16 protein-coding genes are annotated in these 18,658 nt (G+C 42.5%); 1 reads left to right on the top strand and 15 read right to left on the bottom strand.

What is annotated here, in order from left to right:
- Positions 1–88: 88 nt before the first annotated feature.
- A complete protein-coding gene (gene ffh / locus R8925_RS14420) occupies positions 89–1,450 on the bottom strand; it encodes a signal recognition particle protein (protein WP_430536488.1) in 1,362 nt (453 codons plus the stop codon).
- Between the two features lie 12 nt (positions 1,451–1,462).
- Positions 1,463–1,795: a putative DNA-binding protein gene (locus R8925_RS14415; protein ID WP_430536487.1), complete on the bottom strand. Its 333-nt coding sequence runs from the start codon at positions 1,793–1,795 to the stop codon at positions 1,463–1,465.
- Positions 1,796–2,167: 372 nt separating this feature from the next.
- Between R8925_RS14415 and R8925_RS14410 the strand changes: the two genes are divergently transcribed.
- Complete coding sequence (locus R8925_RS14410) at positions 2,168–2,689, top strand: dihydrofolate reductase family protein (protein ID WP_430536486.1); 522 nt, start codon at positions 2,168–2,170, stop codon at positions 2,687–2,689.
- 54 nt (positions 2,690–2,743) lie between these two features.
- Here the strand turns inward: R8925_RS14410 and ftsY are convergent, their stop codons facing one another.
- The 13 genes from ftsY to R8925_RS14345 all read right to left on the bottom strand — a co-directional run bounded on the left by ftsY (position 2,744) and on the right by R8925_RS14345 (position 17,971).
- Positions 2,744–3,733, bottom strand: a complete 990-nt coding sequence (gene ftsY, locus R8925_RS14405; protein WP_430536485.1) for a signal recognition particle-docking protein FtsY — start codon at positions 3,731–3,733, stop codon at positions 2,744–2,746.
- 15 nt (positions 3,734–3,748) lie between these two features.
- Positions 3,749–7,309, bottom strand: a complete 3,561-nt coding sequence (smc, locus tag R8925_RS14400; protein ID WP_430536484.1) for a chromosome segregation protein SMC — start codon at positions 7,307–7,309, stop codon at positions 3,749–3,751.
- 18 nt (positions 7,310–7,327) lie between these two features.
- Positions 7,328–8,017, bottom strand: a complete 690-nt coding sequence (gene rnc / locus R8925_RS14395; RefSeq protein WP_430536483.1) for a ribonuclease III — start codon at positions 8,015–8,017, stop codon at positions 7,328–7,330.
- A 208-nt stretch (positions 8,018–8,225) separates the two neighbouring features.
- Entirely contained in the window at positions 8,226–8,459 is a 234-nt protein-coding gene (locus R8925_RS14390) for an acyl carrier protein (protein WP_036060159.1), read from the bottom strand.
- Between the two features lie 281 nt (positions 8,460–8,740).
- Entirely contained in the window at positions 8,741–9,484 is a 744-nt protein-coding gene (gene fabG / locus R8925_RS14385; RefSeq protein ID WP_430536482.1) for a 3-oxoacyl-[acyl-carrier-protein] reductase, read from the bottom strand.
- Positions 9,481–10,431: an ACP S-malonyltransferase gene (gene fabD / locus R8925_RS14380; protein ID WP_430536481.1), complete on the bottom strand. Its 951-nt coding sequence runs from the start codon at positions 10,429–10,431 to the stop codon at positions 9,481–9,483. Before fabD ends, fabG begins: the two co-directional genes overlap by 4 nt.
- Positions 10,424–11,455, bottom strand: coding sequence for a phosphate acyltransferase PlsX (gene plsX, locus R8925_RS14375; protein ID WP_430536480.1), 1,032 nt, complete (start codon positions 11,453–11,455; stop codon positions 10,424–10,426). Before plsX ends, fabD begins: the two co-directional genes overlap by 8 nt.
- Positions 11,452–12,036: a transcription factor FapR gene (gene fapR, locus R8925_RS14370; RefSeq protein WP_185343598.1), complete on the bottom strand. Its 585-nt coding sequence runs from the start codon at positions 12,034–12,036 to the stop codon at positions 11,452–11,454. The genes plsX and fapR overlap by 4 nt, the downstream gene beginning before the upstream one ends.
- A 105-nt stretch (positions 12,037–12,141) precedes the next feature.
- Positions 12,142–14,190 carry an ATP-dependent DNA helicase RecG gene (recG, locus tag R8925_RS14365; protein ID WP_430536479.1) on the bottom strand — a complete coding sequence of 683 codons (2,049 nt, stop codon included), beginning with the start codon at positions 14,188–14,190 and terminating at the stop codon, positions 12,142–12,144.
- Positions 14,174–15,073 carry an L-serine ammonia-lyase, iron-sulfur-dependent, subunit alpha gene (gene sdaAA / locus R8925_RS14360; protein ID WP_430536478.1) on the bottom strand — a complete coding sequence of 300 codons (900 nt, stop codon included), beginning with the start codon at positions 15,071–15,073 and terminating at the stop codon, positions 14,174–14,176. The genes recG and sdaAA overlap by 17 nt, the downstream gene beginning before the upstream one ends.
- A 39-nt stretch (positions 15,074–15,112) precedes the next feature.
- Entirely contained in the window at positions 15,113–15,775 is a 663-nt protein-coding gene (gene sdaAB / locus R8925_RS14355; RefSeq protein ID WP_430536477.1) for an L-serine ammonia-lyase, iron-sulfur-dependent subunit beta, read from the bottom strand.
- Between the two features lie 155 nt (positions 15,776–15,930).
- The gene (locus R8925_RS14350; protein WP_430536476.1) at positions 15,931–17,589 is read right to left on the bottom strand and encodes a DAK2 domain-containing protein; all 1,659 of its coding nucleotides are present in this window, start codon (positions 17,587–17,589) and stop codon (positions 15,931–15,933) included.
- 16 nt (positions 17,590–17,605) lie between these two features.
- Positions 17,606–17,971 (bottom strand): Asp23/Gls24 family envelope stress response protein, encoded by a 366-nt coding sequence (locus R8925_RS14345; protein WP_036064591.1) that lies wholly within the window; start codon positions 17,969–17,971, stop codon positions 17,606–17,608.
- Between the last annotated feature and the right edge of the window lie 687 nt (positions 17,972–18,658).

Below are 18,658 nucleotides of genomic sequence, written 5' to 3'. Positions count from 1 at the left end.
ATTGAACCGCCGTATACCGAACGGTACGTACGGTGGTGTGAGAGGTCGGAGCCTAACGGCTCCTCCTACTCGATTATTTCTCTTTTCATCAAAATGGCATTTTAAAATTACCAAATCCACCACGTTTCTTCTTTCCTTTACCGCCACCACCTGCACCGGACATCTGCTTCATCATTTTTTTCATCTCATTAAACTGCTTTAACAGCCGATTAACTTCTTGAATCGGGCGACCCGAACCGCGTGCAATACGCTTCCGACGATTCGCATTAATGATATCTGGGTGGTCTTTTTCCGCTTTTGTCATCGATTTAATAATAGCCTCAATATGCGTCAATTGTTTTTCATCGACATTCATATTATCGAGCCCTTTCATCTTGTTCGCACCTGGCATCATTTTCAAAAGCTCATCTAATGGCCCCATTTGACGTACTTGTTGCAATTGCTCTAAGAAATCATCAAGCGTCATAGACATATCTTTCACTTTTTGTTCAAGCTCGCGTGCCTTCTCTTCATCCACAGAAACCTGTGCTTTCTCAATAAGCGAGAGTACATCTCCCATACCTAGAATACGTGACGCCATTCTGTCTGGATGAAAACTTTCGAGTGCCTCCATCTTCTCGCCCATACCGACAAACTTAATCGGTTTTTGCGTAACAGAACGGATAGAAAGAGCCGCTCCGCCACGCGTATCACCGTCTAATTTTGTTAAGACAACACCCGTAATATCCAACTGTTCATTAAAACTTTCCGCCACATTGACAGCATCTTGCCCCGTCATTGAATCGACAACGAGTAGAATTTCTGATGGGTTCGCAATCTCTTTTACTGCAACCAGTTCATCCATTAATTCCGTATCAATATGCAGGCGCCCTGCCGTATCAATTAAGACATAATCCAGATGATCCTCTTTTGCCTTTGCAATCGCCTGTTTCGCAATTTCAACAGGGCTGACTTGATCACCTAAAGAAAAGACTGGCATATCTAGCTGACTTCCTAGTGTTTCTAATTGTTTAATCGCAGCTGGTCGGTAAATATCAGCAGCAACAAGAAGTGGCTTACGATTATATTTTTTGCGCAGTAAATTAGCAAGTTTTCCGGTCGTTGTTGTTTTACCAGCACCTTGAAGTCCGACCATCATCACAACGGTTGGCGGTTTATCAGCGACCGCAATCTTGCTTTCCTCGCCACCCATCAATGATGTTAATTCTTCTTGTACAATTTTGATAACTTGCTGACCTGGCGTTAAGCTTTTCATAACCTCACTGCCGACAGCGCGCTCACTTACTGTTTTAATAAATTGTTTGACCACTTTAAAGTTAACGTCCGCTTCTAGTAAAGCAAGTCGGACTTCACGCATCATTTCTTTTACGTCCGCCTCATTCACTTTCCCTTTTCCGCGGATTTTGTTCATCGTTTCTTGTAATCGGCCGGCTAGTCCTTCAAATGCCATGTATGCCGCCTCCTAATCCATATTTTTAAGTTGTTGTAGCAAGGCAGCTGTTTCGTTGTCCAACGCCTGCTCCTTTTGTAGTTGTTGCTCTAAATGTTCAATCAACTGCTCGCGTTCCTGATATTTCTTTAAAACACCGAGCTTTTCTTCATAATTTTCGAGTACCGCCTCAGTTCGCTTAATATTATCATACACCGCTTGCCGGCTCACCTCGTACTCCTCAGCAATTTCCCCAAGCGATAAATCCTCCAAATAATAAAGCGAAACATAGGATCGCTGCTTCTCTGTTAAAAGCGAATCATAGATATCAATCAAAAAATTCATTCGCGTCGTTTTCTCAAACACATCCGCACCATCCTTCCAAGCGAAAACTCGCTTACACTATATAAGAATACGTGTAAAAATGGGGGATGTCAAGCGCAGAAAGGCTGAAAGAGCCCGTTATATTGACGAACTTACTATGTATTATTTGCTTTGTGGTTTGACTGCTTGCTTCATGAGAGGCCGAGTGAGTTACTTGCTCGCTTCCGCTTTCATGCATATATGACTCTAATTTAGTATGGGATGCTTCATAAGAGCCCTTGATGGATTACATGCTCGCTTTGCTCTCATGCATATTGTGACTCTAATTCAGCATGGGATGCTTCATAAGAGTCACAACAAATCCAAACATCTGTTATAATAAAGCCATAAACTTTCTGAGGGGGCGATGATATTATGCGAAAAGTAGTTTTCTATGGTGCTGTTAGTTTAGATGGTTACTTATCTGATCAGAATAATAGTTTAAACTGGCTATTCGAGACGGATACAGGTGGAGAGACGACTTATGAGAGTTTTATCCAAAATGTCGATACGGTCATCATGGGGCGTGTTACTTACGAGGAGGTTCTAAAGATCCAACAGGATGGCGAGGCGCTTTATTCCAATCAAGAAGTCATTGTTTTTACGAGGGACATGGATAAAGATTTTAAAGGTGTACAAATCGTTCATGAAAATCCTGTTTCATTTATCGATAAACTAAAAGAAACAGATGGTAAACTGATTTGGGTCGTTGGTGGTGGTAATTTGCTAAAACCACTTTTGGAGGCCGATATGATTGATGAATGGTGGATTCAGATTACGCCCGTTCTGTTAGGTAAAGGAAAACGTTTATTTGAAGATGGTGACTATTTACGTCGATTAGAACTAGTCGAAACAACGTCATTTGGTCAGTTTGTCGAGCTTCACTATAAGAAATAGAAACAACCCGTTCGCCATTTTCCGGTGAACGGGTTGTTTCTATTTCTAAATAATTTATTCTTTCGCTTCATCAATAATATCGGCAAACAATCCGTATACGTATTCATTTGCATCGAAAGCTTGCAGGTCATCCATCTTCTCACCTAAGCCGACAAATTTCACTGGAATATGTAGCTCATTGCGAATTGCAATCACGATTCCACCTTTTGCCGTGCCGTCTAGCTTGGTTAGCACAATTCCACTTACATCTGTCGCTTCTTTAAACTGCTTCGCTTGCACGAACGCATTTTGGCCAGTTGTCGCATCTAAAACAAGCAGAACTTCATGGGGTGCATTTGGTACTTCGCGCGTAATCACACGCTTCACTTTTTCTAGCTCATTCATCAAGTTTACTTTGTTCTGTAAACGTCCAGCAGTGTCACAGAGCAAAACATCCACATGACGCGCTTTGGCCGCTTGTACTGCATCAAACATAACCGCTGCCGGATCACTGCCTTCTGCTTGCTTAATCACTTCCACACCAACACGCTCGCCCCACACATCTAGTTGATCAATTGCTCCAGCCCGGAACGTATCACCAGCTGCTAGAAGAACGCTCTTACCTTGTGATTTCAAATGATGTGCCAGTTTTCCGATTGTTGTTGTTTTACCAACACCGTTCACGCCAACGAAAAGAATTACCGTCAGACCGTCTGTTTGCATGTTTAGTTCTGGCAATTCCTCCTCTTCCCCGTGATAAATTGCGACTAACTTCTCGACGATTACTTCTTGAACTTCTTTTGGATCTTGGATATTGCGCAATTTCACCTCTTCACGCAACTGCTCCACAAGCTCCATCACTGTCTCAAAACCAACATCTGCCTGAATCAGAATCTCTTCCAATTCTTCAAAGAACTCCTCATCCACCTTGCGATAACGCGCCACAAGTTCATTCATTTTCCCTGAAAAATTATCACGCGTTTTTGTCAATCCTTCTTTAAATTTTTCTGTCACCGAATCGGTTTGTTTCGTTAGTTTGTCTTTCATTTTCTTGAAAAATGTCATCAGGTTTGCACTCCTTTATTTGATTAGTTCTGCGGTTTCTTCTAAGCGCACTGAAACGAGCTTCGAGACGCCAGATTCTTGCATCGTTACACCGTAGAGTACATCTGCTTCTTCCATCGTACCTTTGCGATGAGTAATGACGATGAATTGAATATTTGTTTCAAATTTCTTCAAGTAGCGACTAAAGCGCGTTACATTCGCCTCATCAAGCGCCGCCTCCACTTCATCTAGGATACAAAACGGCATCGGACGTACACGAATAATCGCAAACAATAAGGCAATTGCAGTTAAAGCGCGCTCGCCACCTGAGAGCAAGCTAAGATTCTGTAACTTCTTACCGGGTGGTTGTGCTTCGATATCCACACCAGTCGTTAAAACTTCATCCGGATTTTGTAAGATTAACCGAGCTTGACCGCCACCGAAAAGTTCCGGGAAAACAATCGCGAATTCGGCTTGAATCGCTGTGAAAGAAGCATCAAACCGTTTCTTCATCTCTTCATCCATCTCATCCATCACTTGGAATAGCGTTGATTTCGCTTCAAGTAAGTCTGCTTGTTGCCCCTTTAAGAAATCAAAACGTTCTTTAATCCGTTCAAATTCATCGATAGCACCTATGTTCACTATACCAAGTTCATCAATAGAGCGTTTTAATAGGCGTACTTTTGACCTTGCATTATCAATATCCATATCCGCTACCGTCCGAGTTTTAGCCGCCTCAAATGTGAGTACGTAAGCTTCTGATAAACGCTCTAAACGATTGTCTACATCTGCATTTAATCGGCTCATACTAATCTCTGCCGTCGTTTTTTGCTCCATATAAAAACTTGCTTGGTTGTGTTTTTGTTGCAACGTTTCTTCTTGCTCTGCCAAACTCTTTTGTAATGCTGCGCGTTTTTCGCGTAGTTGATCGCGGTTTACAACTGTTTGTTCTTTTTTATCACGCGCGTCCTCGATGGCCTCAGCTAACTCTTCTGTACTTGTATGCGCTGTTTCTAGGTTTGTTTGAAGCATCGCGAGCTTAGATGTGATTGCTTCTTTTTGATTGCCGTAATCTGTTAGCTCGGTTTCCATATTACGCAAAGCTTGCTCGGCAGTCTGCAATTGTTCGCGACTAACTGCCACACGAGATTTGAGTGTCGAATAGCTTTCTTGATCGCTTGTGCGGTTATGTTCTTGCTCCTTGCTTTGTTTAATCATCCGTTGAACCTGTTCATCTTTATCGATAATCTCAAGTGCCAACACCGTCAATTCTTGCTGCAATTTCTCTTTGCGCTCGGTTAGTTGCTGTTGTTCAGATGTGCCTTCTTCTTTTTCCATATCATAAATTTGGAGCTGTTTATTAGCGATTGCAAGGCGTTCTTCTGCACGTTCTTTTTTGCCAATTAATTCGGTCTCTTGCAAACGCAATGTTTCGCCTACAGAACGTGCTTCTTCCAATTGCTCACGCTTTGTCTTTACTTCTTCTTTTAACGTTGCAAATTGCTTTTCTTTTTTCTCAACAGACATCGTCATTTGTGCAATGGTCTTACTCAAGTTTTCCAGTTCGTGTTTTCGCGTCATAATCGATGACTTGCCCTGTGCTGTAGCACCACCAGTCATTGAACCACCCGCATTCACAACATCGCCTTCCAACGTCACAACACGATATCGGAAATTAACTAGTTTGGCAAGTGCATTGGCGCCTTTTAAATCTTTCGCTAAAATTGTCGTTCCTAGCGCATTCAAAATCACGTTTTCCACTTGGGCATCGTACGTTAAGACATCGCTAGCCAAAGCTACAAAAGCGGGTTGCTGTTCTAACGTATGTTTTGTTGCTAGTGGGATTTGACGTGGCTGAATCGTTGTCAGCGGTAAAAATGTGGCCCTTCCAGCCCGCATTTGCTTCAAGTAGCTGATTGCTTCACGCGCAGCTTGATCGTCGCGCACGATAATATGCTGCGCATTCGCACCTAACGCAATTTCCAGCGCCTTCTGGTAATGCTCTGGAATCTCTACCAGCTCGACAAAAGCGCCCATAATCCCATGTAGTTTCTTCTTAGCTTTCAAAACTTCACGCACACCTTGGAAAAATCCAGCATAATCATCAGCCAATTCTGCCAACGTTTCCTGACGTGATTTCGCCTGCTGAATTACCTCATATTGCCGATACATTTCACGCTCTTCTTTCGCGAAAACAGCTTCTTGCTTCACTAGTTCCTGCTGAATCATCTGATAATGCGTCATCTGATCGGCCAGTTTAACCTGCATGTCATCCACATGTTTTGTCAAAATTTCCACATTCGCAATAATTTCATTTCGCTCCGTAATATGCTGCTGATTCTCATGATCCAATTTTTCCGAACGACCTTGCATCTGTGATAATTGACGCTCTAAATAACCAATATCATTTTTCATCGTTGTCTGTGTATGACGCAACTCAATGTAATCGCTTTTCATGTTCTCGATTTTTTCTTCGGATAGGTTGCTATACTCCGCTAGTTTAGCCTCCAACGCTTCCTTTTCTTTTAAGAAAATTTCGAGCGCCGTTTCTTTTTCTAGCTTTTCTTGTAAGAGCACTTGTTTTTGCATCTCAAATGTCGTGATTTTCGCTTCCAACTGTTGTAAATTCTCGTGCATAGCCAGCTCGTTTTCATTGCTATGTTTTTTTCGTTCCAATGCTACATTTCGTTGTCCTTCCAATTGTTCCAGCCGTTCAGTCACAACCAAAAGCTCTGCCTGCATCAATTCCATCTGCTCATCAATATCTGCCAATACTTGTTTCTGATCGAAAAGCTGATTTTCCTCCTGTTTAATCTCTGCTTGTAACCCAATCAAAATCTCGCTATTCTTCTCAAATGCTGCTTTTTGGAGAGCAATTTTTTCTGTGAAGGCTTCAATTTCTGCTACAAGTAGCGTCACCTCATATTTCTCCAGCTCTTCTTGCTGGAACAAATAATCCTTCGCCACACTCGCCTGCATCTCTAGTGGCTCCAACTGTCCCTCAAGCTCATATAAAATATCCTGAACCCGGTTTAAGTTCTCTTCTGTTTCAAAAAGTTTATTTTCTGCTTGTTTTTTCCGATGTTTATACTTCAAAACACCTGCTGCTTCTTCAAAAATCGATCGTCGTTCTTCTGGTTTACTATTTAAAATCTCGTCAATTTTCCCTTGACTAATAATGGAAAACGATTCGCGCCCAAGTCCAGAATCCATAAAAAGATCCACAATATCTTTTAGCCGACAAGATTGTTTGTTAATTAAATAATCGCTGTCTCCGTTACGGAAAATACGTCTTGTCACCGAAACTTCACTATAATCAAGCGGTAAAAAGCGATCCTCATTCTCAAAAATAAGTGATACTTCCGCAAAATTAATCGGTTTTCGTGAATCACTCCCAGCAAAAATAACATCACCCATCCGGCCACCGCGAAGACTTTTGGCAGATTGCTCACCAAGTACCCAGCGAATCGCTTCGGTAATATTACTTTTTCCACTTCCATTTGGGCCTACTACCGCTGTAGTGCCCGGTACAAAATCAATTACCGTTTTGTCAGCAAAAGATTTGAAACCATTCATTTCTAACCGCTTTAATAACATGTCCGGACTCCTTACTGCTTAGTTTTGACGCAATGCTTGGATAGCACTTTTGGCAGCATTTTGTTCTGCTTGTTTCTTCGTTTTTCCAGTTCCAGCGCCACGTTTTTCTTGATTGATTGCCACAATAGCTTCAAACGCTTTGCTGTGTGCTGGTCCTTTTTCGTCTAAAATGGTGTACGTGATGACGACATCGCGATCTTTTTGCACGATTTCTTGTAATTGCGTCTTGTAATCGACGGTTTGCTCGAAAAAGCCGGCATCGATTTTTGGAAACACAACGCGCTCTAAGAAACGAACTACCTTATCTAGCCCTTGATCGAGGAATAGCGCCCCAATAAAGGATTCGAATACATCAGCAAGTAAAGCTGGGCGCGTTCTGCCACCTGCTCGCTCTTCTCCGCGCCCAAGCCGAACGTAACGCGAGAAGTTGACGCTTTCTGCAAAATCAACGAGTGAAGGTTCACACACGATTGCCGCACGCATTTTTGTCATTTGTCCTTCCGCCATATACGGAAATTTCGTGAATAGATAATGGGATACTGTAACCTCAAGCACCGCATCCCCTAGAAACTCCAAGCGTTCGTTATCCTCAATTTTTTCCTTGCGATGTTCATTAACGTAAGACGAGTGTGTAAAAGCCGTTTTTAGAAGATTCCTATCCGTAAATGTAAAACCAACACTTTCCTGCAATTCTTCCCAAAGATTCATCTGTAAAGCCCCCCATTTCGGTCAATTAGAAACACACATCAGAGCTTTATTTTCTAAACATCTTAAGATAAGAGTCTGCTTAGAAAATAAACTTTAATGTGGAAAAAGAGGATGTCTAGATTGCACCAGAATTTTTTAACCGGAAAACCCGTCTAAAACAGTCTGTGCTACCTAGACACCCTCGTTCATTTGTTTAAACAAGTCGGAATTATGCGTTCGCCTCTATGTATTTCACAGCGTCCCCAACTTTTTCAATATTTGCTGCATCATCGTCTGAAATTTCTACACCAAATTCATCTTCAAGTTCCATAACCAATTCAACAACGTCTAGTGAATCTGCACCTAGATCGTCTTTGAAGGAAGCTTCTAAAGTCACTTTAGATTCCTCGACACCTAAACGGTCAACGATAATCTTAGTTACTTTCTCTAATACTTCTGCCATTGTTTACTTCACCTCCCTCCAAGTATTATATAGGATTTCTACGTATTCGTAAACTATTAATTAAAAAAAGACAAGAAAAGATGCTCAAGGCTAGAAATAAAGAAGGTTTTAGCCATACCTTTCCGTGCCACCAAACCGCCGGGCGACGAGAAATGCCCAAATTCTAGGCAAAGTCTTCTAATGACTACAGACTCACTCTGTTCCTCTGCATATTGAGGTTCTAATTCGCTTTGCTTCAAAGAACCACAACAAAGATAGGTGTTTCTCGCGGCGCTGAGCGACTACATTGTCATGCCTCCGTCAACCGCAATCGTCTGTCCTGTCATATAGTTTGAAATGTCGCTTGCCAAAAACAGAACGGCATTCGCAACATCTTCCACCGAACCGTATTTACCAAGTGGAATTTGTGCTAACATTGTTTCTTTGGTTGCTTCGTCTAGATCATCAGTCATTTCTGTGGCGATAAAACCTGGTGCAACAGCATTTACGTTAATACCACGCGAAGCTAATTCACGCGCTGTTGTTTTTGTAAGTCCGATAACGCCAGCTTTACTAGCCACGTAGTTTGCTTGCCCTGCGTTTCCGATCAAACCAACGACAGAGGTAATGTTGATAATCTTGCCATAGCGCTGCTTCATCATTGTACGTGAAACTGCTTTTGTGCATAGAAATACACCTTTTAGATTAGTATCGATAACAGCATCCCATTCATCAACTTTCATACGCATTAATAGATTATCACGCGTAATGCCGGCATTGTTAACTAGAATATCAATGCGTCCATATTTGTCGACTGCTTCTTTGAATAATGCTTGTACATCTTCTTCTACTGCCACATTTGCTTTCATTGCCGCTGCTTCTCCGCCAGCTTCTACAATTTCGCTGACAATGGCTTCTGCTGCTTCTTGAGAGCCGTTGTAGTTAAAAAATACAGTTGCTCCTTGTTTGGCTAATGTCATTACGATTTCGCGCCCAATACCACGCGAACCGCCTGTTACTAATGCTACTTTTCCTGTTAATGTCATTTTGTAGATGCCCCCTTTAATTGTGCTGCTACTTCTTTGACAGAGGAAACATCCCCCGCTGCAAGAATTGTTACATCGCGATTAATTTTCTTGATTAGTCCGGAAAGTACTTTTCCTGAGCCAATTTCAACAAAAGTATCTACGCCTTGCGCGATAAGATTCATGACAATATCTTCCCATAAAACTGGTGAATAAATTTGCTGTACAAGTTTTTCTGGAATCACGTTTTTGTCAGTTGTCGGTTGTGCATCGATATTGTTCACAACTGGAATAGCTCCGTCTTGGAACGCAACTTTATCTAGCTCTGCTTGGAATTGCTCGGCTGCGGGAACCATTAATTTTGAATGGAATGGACCACTTACCGCAAGAGGTAAGACGCGTTTAGCACCGGCAGCTTTTGCTTGTTCGCCAGCCTTTTCAACGCCTGCGACCGTCCCTGAAATGACGATTTGGCCGGGGCAATTGAGGTTAGCTAACTGTACATCATCACCTTCTGCCGTTACAGCTTCTGTTATAGTGCCGAGTGCCTCACGATCTAGCCCTAAAACTGCTGCCATCGCGCCTTGTCCGTTTGGTACTGCTGCTTCCATCAATTTCCCACGACGGTGAACTAAATAAATCGCATCTTCTGCAGACAAAAAACCACCTGCTACTAGCGCACTGTACTCACCTAAACTGTGCCCGGCAACAAAATCAGCCTTTACACCATATGTTTCTAATGCTTTTAAAATCGCTACACTAGTCGATACAAGCGCCGGTTGAGCATTTTCTGATTTCGTTAAAAGTTCCATTGGACCGTTTTCAATAACTTCTGTAATCGCGTAACCTAACTTGGCATCAGCAGCTTTATAGACAGCTTGAGCTTCTTTGTATTCGGCTGCGACATCTTGTCCCATGCCAACTTTTTGTGAGCCTTGGCCAGGGAATACGAATGCAATTTTATTCATTTTTCGTGCCTCCTTGATTTTCTTGTTCTGCTTTTAAATGACCGCTTGCGACTTCACTAACAATAGTCTCAACGACCTGCTTTTGAACCATATCGCGCGCTTGGCGGATTGTTGAAAAAATAGCTTGGGCGTTCGATGACCCGTGCGCTTTTATAACAGGGGCTTGGACACCGAATAGACATGCACCGCCGTACTCGCTGTAATCCATTTTAGCTTTTAGTTCCATCAAATCTTTTTTCAGGAATGATGCAGCAATTTTATTTTTTAACCCGTTCATTAGACTCATCTTCATTAGACTAAAGAAGGCTCCGGCTGTTCCTTCAATCGATTTTAAAACCATATTCCCTGTAAAGCCGTCTGTTACGATGACATCTGCAACATCCATCATCACATCGCGCGCTTCAATATTACCGATAAAATGGTATGCTTCTTGATTTTTCATCAGTTCAAAAGCGCGTTTCGTCAAATCGTTCCCCTTTGTTTCTTCGGTTCCGATATTGAGCAATGCCACGCGCGGACGCTCCATTTTACGAACTTTTTCTGCATAAACTGAGCCCATTAAGCCGAACTGCAAAAGATGCTCAGGTTTTGCTTCGGAATTCGCGCCTAAATCAAGCATGACAAAACCTTTTCCAGTAACAGTAGGCAAAGTGGGCGCTAATGCCGGACGTTCAATCCCTTTAATGCGGCCAATCACAAATAAACCTGTTGCCATCAATGCCCCTGTGTTTCCTGCTGAGATACACGCATCGGCTTCCCCATCTTTTACGGCTTGCGCTGCTAAAACCATGGAAGCCTTCTTTTTGCGTTTGACTGCGCGAACTGGTTCATCATCACTTTCGATTTTTTCATCTGTATGTATGACTTGAATGCGTGTTTTATCGGCCAAATATTCGTTAATTTTTACTTCATCACCAAAAAGGAGAAACTCTACATCTTTGTATTGTGTAGCTGCTTTCATGACACCTAATACAATTTCTTTAGGTGCATTATCCCCACCCATTGCATCTATTGCAATTTTCATTTCACATCACTCCTTTTTTCTTTTGTATGGTACATCTCAAACTTTCCTTTTAAAATCAATTCATCGCCGACATAGCTATTCACATCAACAATTGTGATCGATTTACTATCGCGACCTTCACGTACTTTCGCTTTTGCAATCACTCGCTCGCCTTCTTTGACCGAATGAACAAATCGTACGGTTGCTTGAGTGGTCAAAGCTAAATCGTTTGGAATTATCGCAGTCGCAAGCGAGTTAGCTTGGGCAAACAAATGATGTCCGCGAGCAATTTTATTTCGTTTAAAAACATGTTCTGGACCTACTTCAAAAATCGAAATGGCTCCTTTATTTAATTCGATATCGATAATTTCACCAATGATTTCTTCAATTGGAAGGGAGCGAACGGCATCTGCATAATTTTCGGAAGCTACATGTTTAATTCGTTCGCGTAATTCTGGAATCGCGAGCGCAACTCGATCTAACCGAACTGTCTGCACGCTTACTTGGAACTTTTCAGCCAATTGTTCATCTGTAATAAACGGATTTTCTTCAATTGCTTGGACCAAACGCGTTTGTCTTTCCTTTTTTGGATACTTCTTCATCCGCGTTCCCTCCTCCTCTTGTTTGAATTTTAATACCAGATACTAAGAGTAATATATAAAAAATGCTCCCAACTTGCAAGTTATAAGGCTAGAAATTGTCGTACCTCAGTCTAATTTTTGTTCGCCAAAAACACCATTTGCTTCAAAAAAATCGCGTAATGAGGCGTATTCTTCTCGTTCTAAAAAGCCATCATGATAGATGATTTCAACAGCGTCTTGACGAGCAATTTCTAAAACACGATAATCATGTACCATATCAGCGACTTTGAACTCTGGGATTCCACTCTGTTTTTTACCGAAGAAATCACCAGGACCTCGAAGTTCTAAATCACGCTCACTAACTACGAAGCCGTCATTTGTTTCAGTCATAATAGTCATACGCTCTTTACCAACTTCCGTTTTGGGGTCGGCAATGAGTACGCAAAAGGATTGCTCAGCGCCACGTCCAACCCGCCCACGAAGTTGATGAAGTTGCGCAAGGCCAAAACGGTCTGCATCATAAATGACCATCATTGTTGCGTTTGGGACATTGACACCAACTTCGACAACCGTCGTGGATATGAGGCAATCGATTTTGTGATCATTGAAGTCTCGCATAATTTGGTCTTTTTCCACCGATGGAAGTTTCCCATGCATCAGCCCTGCGGAGTGCTTGCCTTGCCATTTGCCATTCAAAATATTGTACATATCAATGGCATTTTGGACATCCAGTTTTTCGGATTCCTCGATGAGCGGACAAATAACGTAAGCTTGGCGCCCTTTTGTAATCTCCTGCTCAATGAAATCAATGACGCGATCGAGCATTTGATGTTTCACCCAATACGTTTCGATTTGTTTACGACCAGCCGGTAATTCATCAATAACAGAGACATCCATTTCACCAAAAGCTGTGATAGCAAGCGTTCGTGGAATTGGTGTTGCTGTCATGAAGAGAACATCGGGAAATGAGCCTTTTTCACGTAAAACACGGCGCTGTTCAACACCGAATCGATGTTGCTCATCCGTAATAACAAGGCCTAGCTTGTTAAAAATAACCTCGTCTTGAATGAGAGCGTGCGTCCCAACTAAAACATCGATTTCTCCCGCTTCTAATAACGCTAACATTTCGCGTCGCCTCTTCCCCTTAACACTACTCGTTAAAAGTCCAACAGTGACATCGAAGGGTTGCAACAAATCAACTAATGAATTCGCGTGTTGCTCTGCCAAAATCTCAGTTGGAACCATTAATGCTCCTTGAAAACCGCTTTTTGCCGCCGCGTAGAGAGCAATCGAGGCTACAACGGTTTTTCCTGATCCCACATCCCCTTGAAGCAGGCGGTTCATATGAAAATGGGATTTCATATCGCCACATATTTCATTGACCACTCGTTTTTGTGCATCAGTTAGCGGGAATGGCAAGCTTTCGATATAATGACGCAAATCATTGACATCATAATCAATCGAAACACCGCCAGATCGTTCACGCTCGATTTTACGGAATAATTGCATTTTCAACTGAAACAATAAGAACTCCTCGTAAACTATTCGGCGCCGTGCTTGTTTCAACTCTTCCGGACTTTTCGGGAAATGTAAAAATTGAACAGCTTCCCGTCGCGAAATCAACTGATATTTTTGCAACCATTTTTCAGGTAAAATTTCAATGATAGAATCACCGTAAGCATCAAAAGCCGCAATCGTGAATTTCAACAGTGTCTTATTGCGAATCGTGCCTTTCAGCCTGTACACACCTTCTAGCGCTTCTTCTGAGGTTTGGTGTCCCAATTTATACTTACTAGCTGTGATTTGTGCGCGTCCTTTATCCCATTTGCCAGAAACCGTGACTGCATCCCCAATCGCCAACTTTCCTTTTATGTACGGCTGGTTAAAAAAATCAATTTTCACAACTTGATTACCTGAGGCAACGCGAAAAGACAGCTTCGATTTCTTCCTACCGTAGTAAGCCAGAGTAGGCTCAGTCAAGACATCGCCCTGAACAGTCACCCGCTCCTCATGTGCCACTTCGGACAGATCCCGCAATCGATAATCCTCATATCGATATGGAAAATTAAAAAGTAAATCTGCTACTGTCTCAATATCCAATTCTTTTAACGTTTTTGCCGTTTCAGCGCCGACACCTTTCACGTCCGTCACTGGAATATCATTCAGATTCTTCACGTTCCTCTTGCGGCGACAAACCAAAAATCTTTCTTTGTACTGCCCTACCAGTAGGTGTTGCCGCTAGACCTCCTTCACCAGTTTCACGCAATGAACTCGGCATCTGTAGCCCAACACGGTACATCGCCTCAATGACTTCATCACATGGAATTCTACTTTTAATACCAGCTAGTGCCATATCCGCTGAAATCATTGCCTGCGAAGCTCCTAGCGCATTACGTTTCACACACGGAACTTCAACAAGACCAGCTACAGGATCGCAAACAAGTCCTAACATGTTTTTCATTGTCATTGCCATTGCTTCTGCGGATTGCTCCGGAGTTCCACCTGCTGCTTCTACAATCGCAGCCGATGCCATCGCACTCGCCGATCCAATTTCCGCCTGACAGCCGCCCGCTGCACCAGAAATAAATGCTTTGTTAGCCACGACAAATCCGAACGCACCTGCTGTGAATAAAAAGCGTAACATCGCATCACGAGACATGTTCAAGCGATCTTTCACAGCGTATAGCACACCAGGAACGACTCCCGCACTACCAGCAGTCGGTGTCGCACAAATCACTCCCATAGCTGCATTGACCTCATTCGTTGCAATCGCTTTAGCAACCGCGTCTAAAATTGTTTCACCAGACAACATATTTCCTTTGGCGATATACTCCTGCATAAGAACTGCATCGCCGCCAGTTAGTCCAGTCGTTGATTCAACACCGTCTTCCCCACGAACAATCGCCTCTTCCATCACCGTCAAATTACGATCCATGACCTCTAAAATAGTTTCACGTGTATTATTGGTAACATGCATTTCGCGCTCAATCATGATTTCTGAAATTGGCTTATTATCACGATTTGCAATGTCAATTAGTTCTGCAACTGAGTGGAACATTTTTTTAACCTCCTCTGCGCTAACGCTCTGTTTCATACTTTATAAAATAAAACTCGCTACTTGATAAATATCCGGTAATTCTTTAATTTCATCCAAAACCACTTGCTCCACGCGCTGATCGACCTCAAGTACCATCAAAGCCTCATCGCCCTTTACTTTCCTAGAAACCTTCATTTGCCCGATGTTAATCTCATGCTTGGCAAAAATCCCTGAGACAGCTGCAATCGCTCCAAATTGATCTTTATGTAACACTAAAACAGCAGGTGACATCCCCGTAAACTCAAGCTCAAACTCATTTAGACGCACGATTTCAATTTTTCCACCGCCAATGGAAGCCCCTACAAGCGTTGTCTGCTGCATCCCATTTTTAAGTACTAGTTTTACAGTATTAGGGTGAGCTGCCTCTTCTCGCTCCTCGATGAAATTAATGTGCATTCCCCATTCCTTAGCCAATGTAATCGCATCTGGCATCCGCTCATCATCCGTCTCAAAACCCAGAAGCCCACCAATAAGCGCTACATCCGTCCCGTGACCCTTATACGTTTTCGCAAAAGAACCATACAAATGAATATCCACCTGCATTGGCATCTCATTAAACACACTTCGAGCCACAGCACCAATCCGACAAGCCCCAGCCGTATGCGAACTCGAAGGTCCAATCATCACCGGTCCAATAATATCAAACACACTATTAAATTTCATCCCACTTCACCCCTTCTATTATTTAAATCTCTTAGAATCCCGATACATCCACGAAACCTCAGCGATGCGGCAAATGCTTAATTTCTAGGCAAAGCCGAGCACCGGGGCACAGGCTTTAACGACGAAAATGAGCGTTTGCCGCGTCGCTTGAGCGACTATTCAACGGAGAAGATATATGGGTATACCGGCTGTCCACCCGAATGAATTTCAAACTCAATCTCTGGGAACTGATTTGACACAAGCTCAGCCACTTTTTCCGCATCTGCTTCTGTCACATCTTCACCGTAAAGTAACGTGACGATTTCACTATAAGCATCAACCATCTCAGAAAGCGTCGCAACTGCCGATTCCTCCAGATTCGGATTACTTACCTTAATATTACCTTCTATAATCCCAATAAACTCGTCTTTCTTAATCACAACGCCATCTACTGTCGTATCCCGAACTGCCGTAGTTACTTGCCCGCTTGAGACATCTTGAATAGCTGCAATCATTTCGTTCGCATTATCTTCAAAATTAGCATCAGCTTGGAAAACAAGCAAAGCTGCCAGTCCTTGAGGAATCGTCTTCGTTGGGATAATTTTAACCTTGTCTTCCCCTAAAATTAGCGCGGCTTGATCTGCTGCCATTTGAATATTTTTATTGTTTGGTAACACAAAAACTTGCTCCGCATTCGCTGATTCAATCGCCTTCACGATATCTTCTGTGCTTGGATTCATCGTTTGACCACCGGAAAGCACAACTGTTGCTCCGACACTTTCGAACAAACGCTTAATACCTTCCCCAACTGAAACCGTTACAATACCATACGGTGCTTTTGCAGATGCTTCAGCTGGCGTATCTTTCACCACTTCACTATGCTGTTCCCGCATATTATCAACTTTCATTTTAATTAGGCTACCATATTGCTGTCCATAATTAAAAACATTTCCAGGATGCTCCGTGTGCACATGAACTTTCACAACCTCTTCATCTGCAACAACCAATAGCGAGTCACCCATTTCCGAAAGATCTGCGCGGAACTTCTCTTCACTAAATTTCTTTTGTCCTGGTTTATCTTCATTAATTCGCACCATAATCTCAGTGCAATATCCATAAATAATTTCTTCGGTTGACATGACACCTTGCACGTGACGATGATGTTCTGCGTTAATCAATTCGCCCATAGAAGCCGTATAATTCGTGATGCCATCCTCATTTCCTGTTAAAGCCGCATAAAAGCCTTCATAAATGATGATAAGACCTTGCCCACCACTATCTACTACGCCAACCTCTTTTAAAACAGGTAACATTTCTTGTGTTTTAGCGAGTACAATTCTACCTTTATCGAGTATTTGTTGCATGACAAATTCAATGTCCTCTGATTCCTTGGCTGCAATAACACCTGCTTTAGCAGCCTCACGCGCAACCGTCAAAATTGTTCCTTCTACTGGTTTCATCACTGCTTTATATGCGGTTTCAACACCAGCCGTAAACGCCGCCGCCAACTCTTTTGTGTTTAATTCCGTTTTTCCTTCAATAGACTTCGAAAAACCTCGGAAAAGTTGAGATAAAATAACCCCAGAATTTCCACGCGCACCCATCAAAAGACCTTTTGCCAAGCTACTACCGACTGATCCTACAGTACTCAGACTATTTCGACCAACCTCTTGGGCACCACTCGTCATGGAAAGGTTCATATTCGTTCCCGTATCTCCATCTGGAACTGGAAACACATTCAAAGAATCCACAAAATCGGCATTCTTAGCTAAATTTTCTGCTCCGGCTGCGATCATTGCCGCTAATTTTTCTCCATTTAACTGATACATACTCACGATTACGTATCCTCCCTTATGCTTCGTTCGTCACACGGACACCTTGGACATAGATATTCACAGAATCAACCGTGATGCCCAACGTTTTTTCTAATGTATATTTCACGCGCTCTTGAACATTGTGAGCGACTTCTGAAATTTTGGTACCAAAACCAACAATAATATACATATCAATATTCAAACCGTCATCTTCTTGACGAACAATAACACCTTTCGTATAGTTCTCGCGACGTAAAATATCAGTCAAGCCATCACGTATCTGATGCTGACTCGCCATTCCTACAATACCGAAATTTTCTTCGGCTGCACCACCAGCAAGCGTTGCAATCACTTCTGTCGTGATATCAATTTTGCCGAGCTTTGTTTCCATTTCAATTGTCATTTTTATAGTTCCTCCTTAGATTTAAGTAGGTTTTTTGAAGAAACTTATTTTTGTTTAAGCTTCTCATCAGCTTTACTTGAAAATCGATACTAACATCTCTGTTCTTTTCTATTCTACTATAATTGGAGAAGGTTGGGAAGGAGTTTGTTGCTGAGAATCTTATGAAGCGTCCTCTGCTACATTAGATTCTCAGTATGCATGTGAGCGCAGTGAGCATGTAATCCACCAGTGGCTCTTAGACGCTAAATTAGCATAACCATTAAACCAGTATACGCTATGCAAAACTTGATAAATGTAAGCGCAACGGGCATTCGTTCCTTGCCTTACTCACTTGATCCCTAACTCCCCGCTCTTCAAAGTTCTATGAACCAGCAAAATACTACTCCTAGTAAGTCTTAAATCATATTCTACGTTCGTTTGGTGCCTACTTCACACTCTGTCTAGCTCCAACAGCCAGCCTCTCGGAAATTTCGTGGCCTCCATAAAAATCAGAAGAGGGTTTTTACTGCGCCCCCTAACAAATTTTTTCGGATCTAACGGGCTGTTTCCGCTTTGTTGTGGCTCTTATGAAGCGTCCTCTGCTGAATTAGAGCCTCAATATGCACGCGAACGCAGTGAGCATGTAATCCACCAGTGGCTCTTAGACGCTAAATTAGCATAACCATTAAACCAGTATACGCTATGCAA

Source organism: Listeria rocourtiae subsp. hofi (assembly GCF_963575615.1).
In the GTDB taxonomy this organism is placed as follows: Bacteria; Bacillota; Bacilli; order Lactobacillales; family Listeriaceae; genus Listeria_A; species Listeria_A hofi.
The sequence above is the reverse complement of the archived record's forward strand: the minus strand, read 5'-3'. Positions and strand labels throughout refer to the sequence as shown.

Excerpts from the sequence above, each read along its gene's own strand:
- ffh (WP_430536488.1), bottom strand. The coding sequence starts at position 1,450 with ATGGCATTTGAAGGACTAGCCGGCCGATTACAAGAAACGATGAACAAA.
- R8925_RS14410 (WP_430536486.1), top strand. The coding sequence starts at position 2,168 with ATGCGAAAAGTAGTTTTCTATGGTGCTGTTAGTTTAGATGGTTACTTA.
- ftsY (WP_430536485.1), bottom strand. The coding sequence starts at position 3,733 with ATGACATTTTTCAAGAAAATGAAAGACAAACTAACGAAACAAACCGAT.
- smc (WP_430536484.1), bottom strand. The coding sequence starts at position 7,309 with ATGTTATTAAAGCGGTTAGAAATGAATGGTTTCAAATCTTTTGCTGAC.
- rnc (WP_430536483.1), bottom strand. The coding sequence starts at position 8,017 with ATGAATCTTTGGGAAGAATTGCAGGAAAGTGTTGGTTTTACATTTACG.
- R8925_RS14390 (WP_036060159.1), bottom strand. The coding sequence starts at position 8,459 with ATGGCAGAAGTATTAGAGAAAGTAACTAAGATTATCGTTGACCGTTTA.
- fabG (WP_430536482.1), bottom strand. The coding sequence starts at position 9,484 with ATGACATTAACAGGAAAAGTAGCATTAGTAACAGGCGGTTCGCGTGGT.
- fabD (WP_430536481.1), bottom strand. The coding sequence starts at position 10,431 with ATGAATAAAATTGCATTCGTATTCCCTGGCCAAGGCTCACAAAAAGTT.
- plsX (WP_430536480.1), bottom strand. The coding sequence starts at position 11,455 with ATGAAAATTGCAATAGATGCAATGGGTGGGGATAATGCACCTAAAGAA.
- fapR (WP_185343598.1), bottom strand. The coding sequence starts at position 12,036 with ATGAAGAAGTATCCAAAAAAGGAAAGACAAACGCGTTTGGTCCAAGCA.
- sdaAA (WP_430536478.1), bottom strand. The coding sequence starts at position 15,073 with ATGTTCCACTCAGTTGCAGAACTAATTGACATTGCAAATCGTGATAAT.
- sdaAB (WP_430536477.1), bottom strand. The coding sequence starts at position 15,775 with ATGAAATTTAATAGTGTGTTTGATATTATTGGACCGGTGATGATTGGA.
- R8925_RS14345 (WP_036064591.1), bottom strand. The coding sequence starts at position 17,971 with ATGACAATTGAAATGGAAACAAAGCTCGGCAAAATTGATATCACGACA.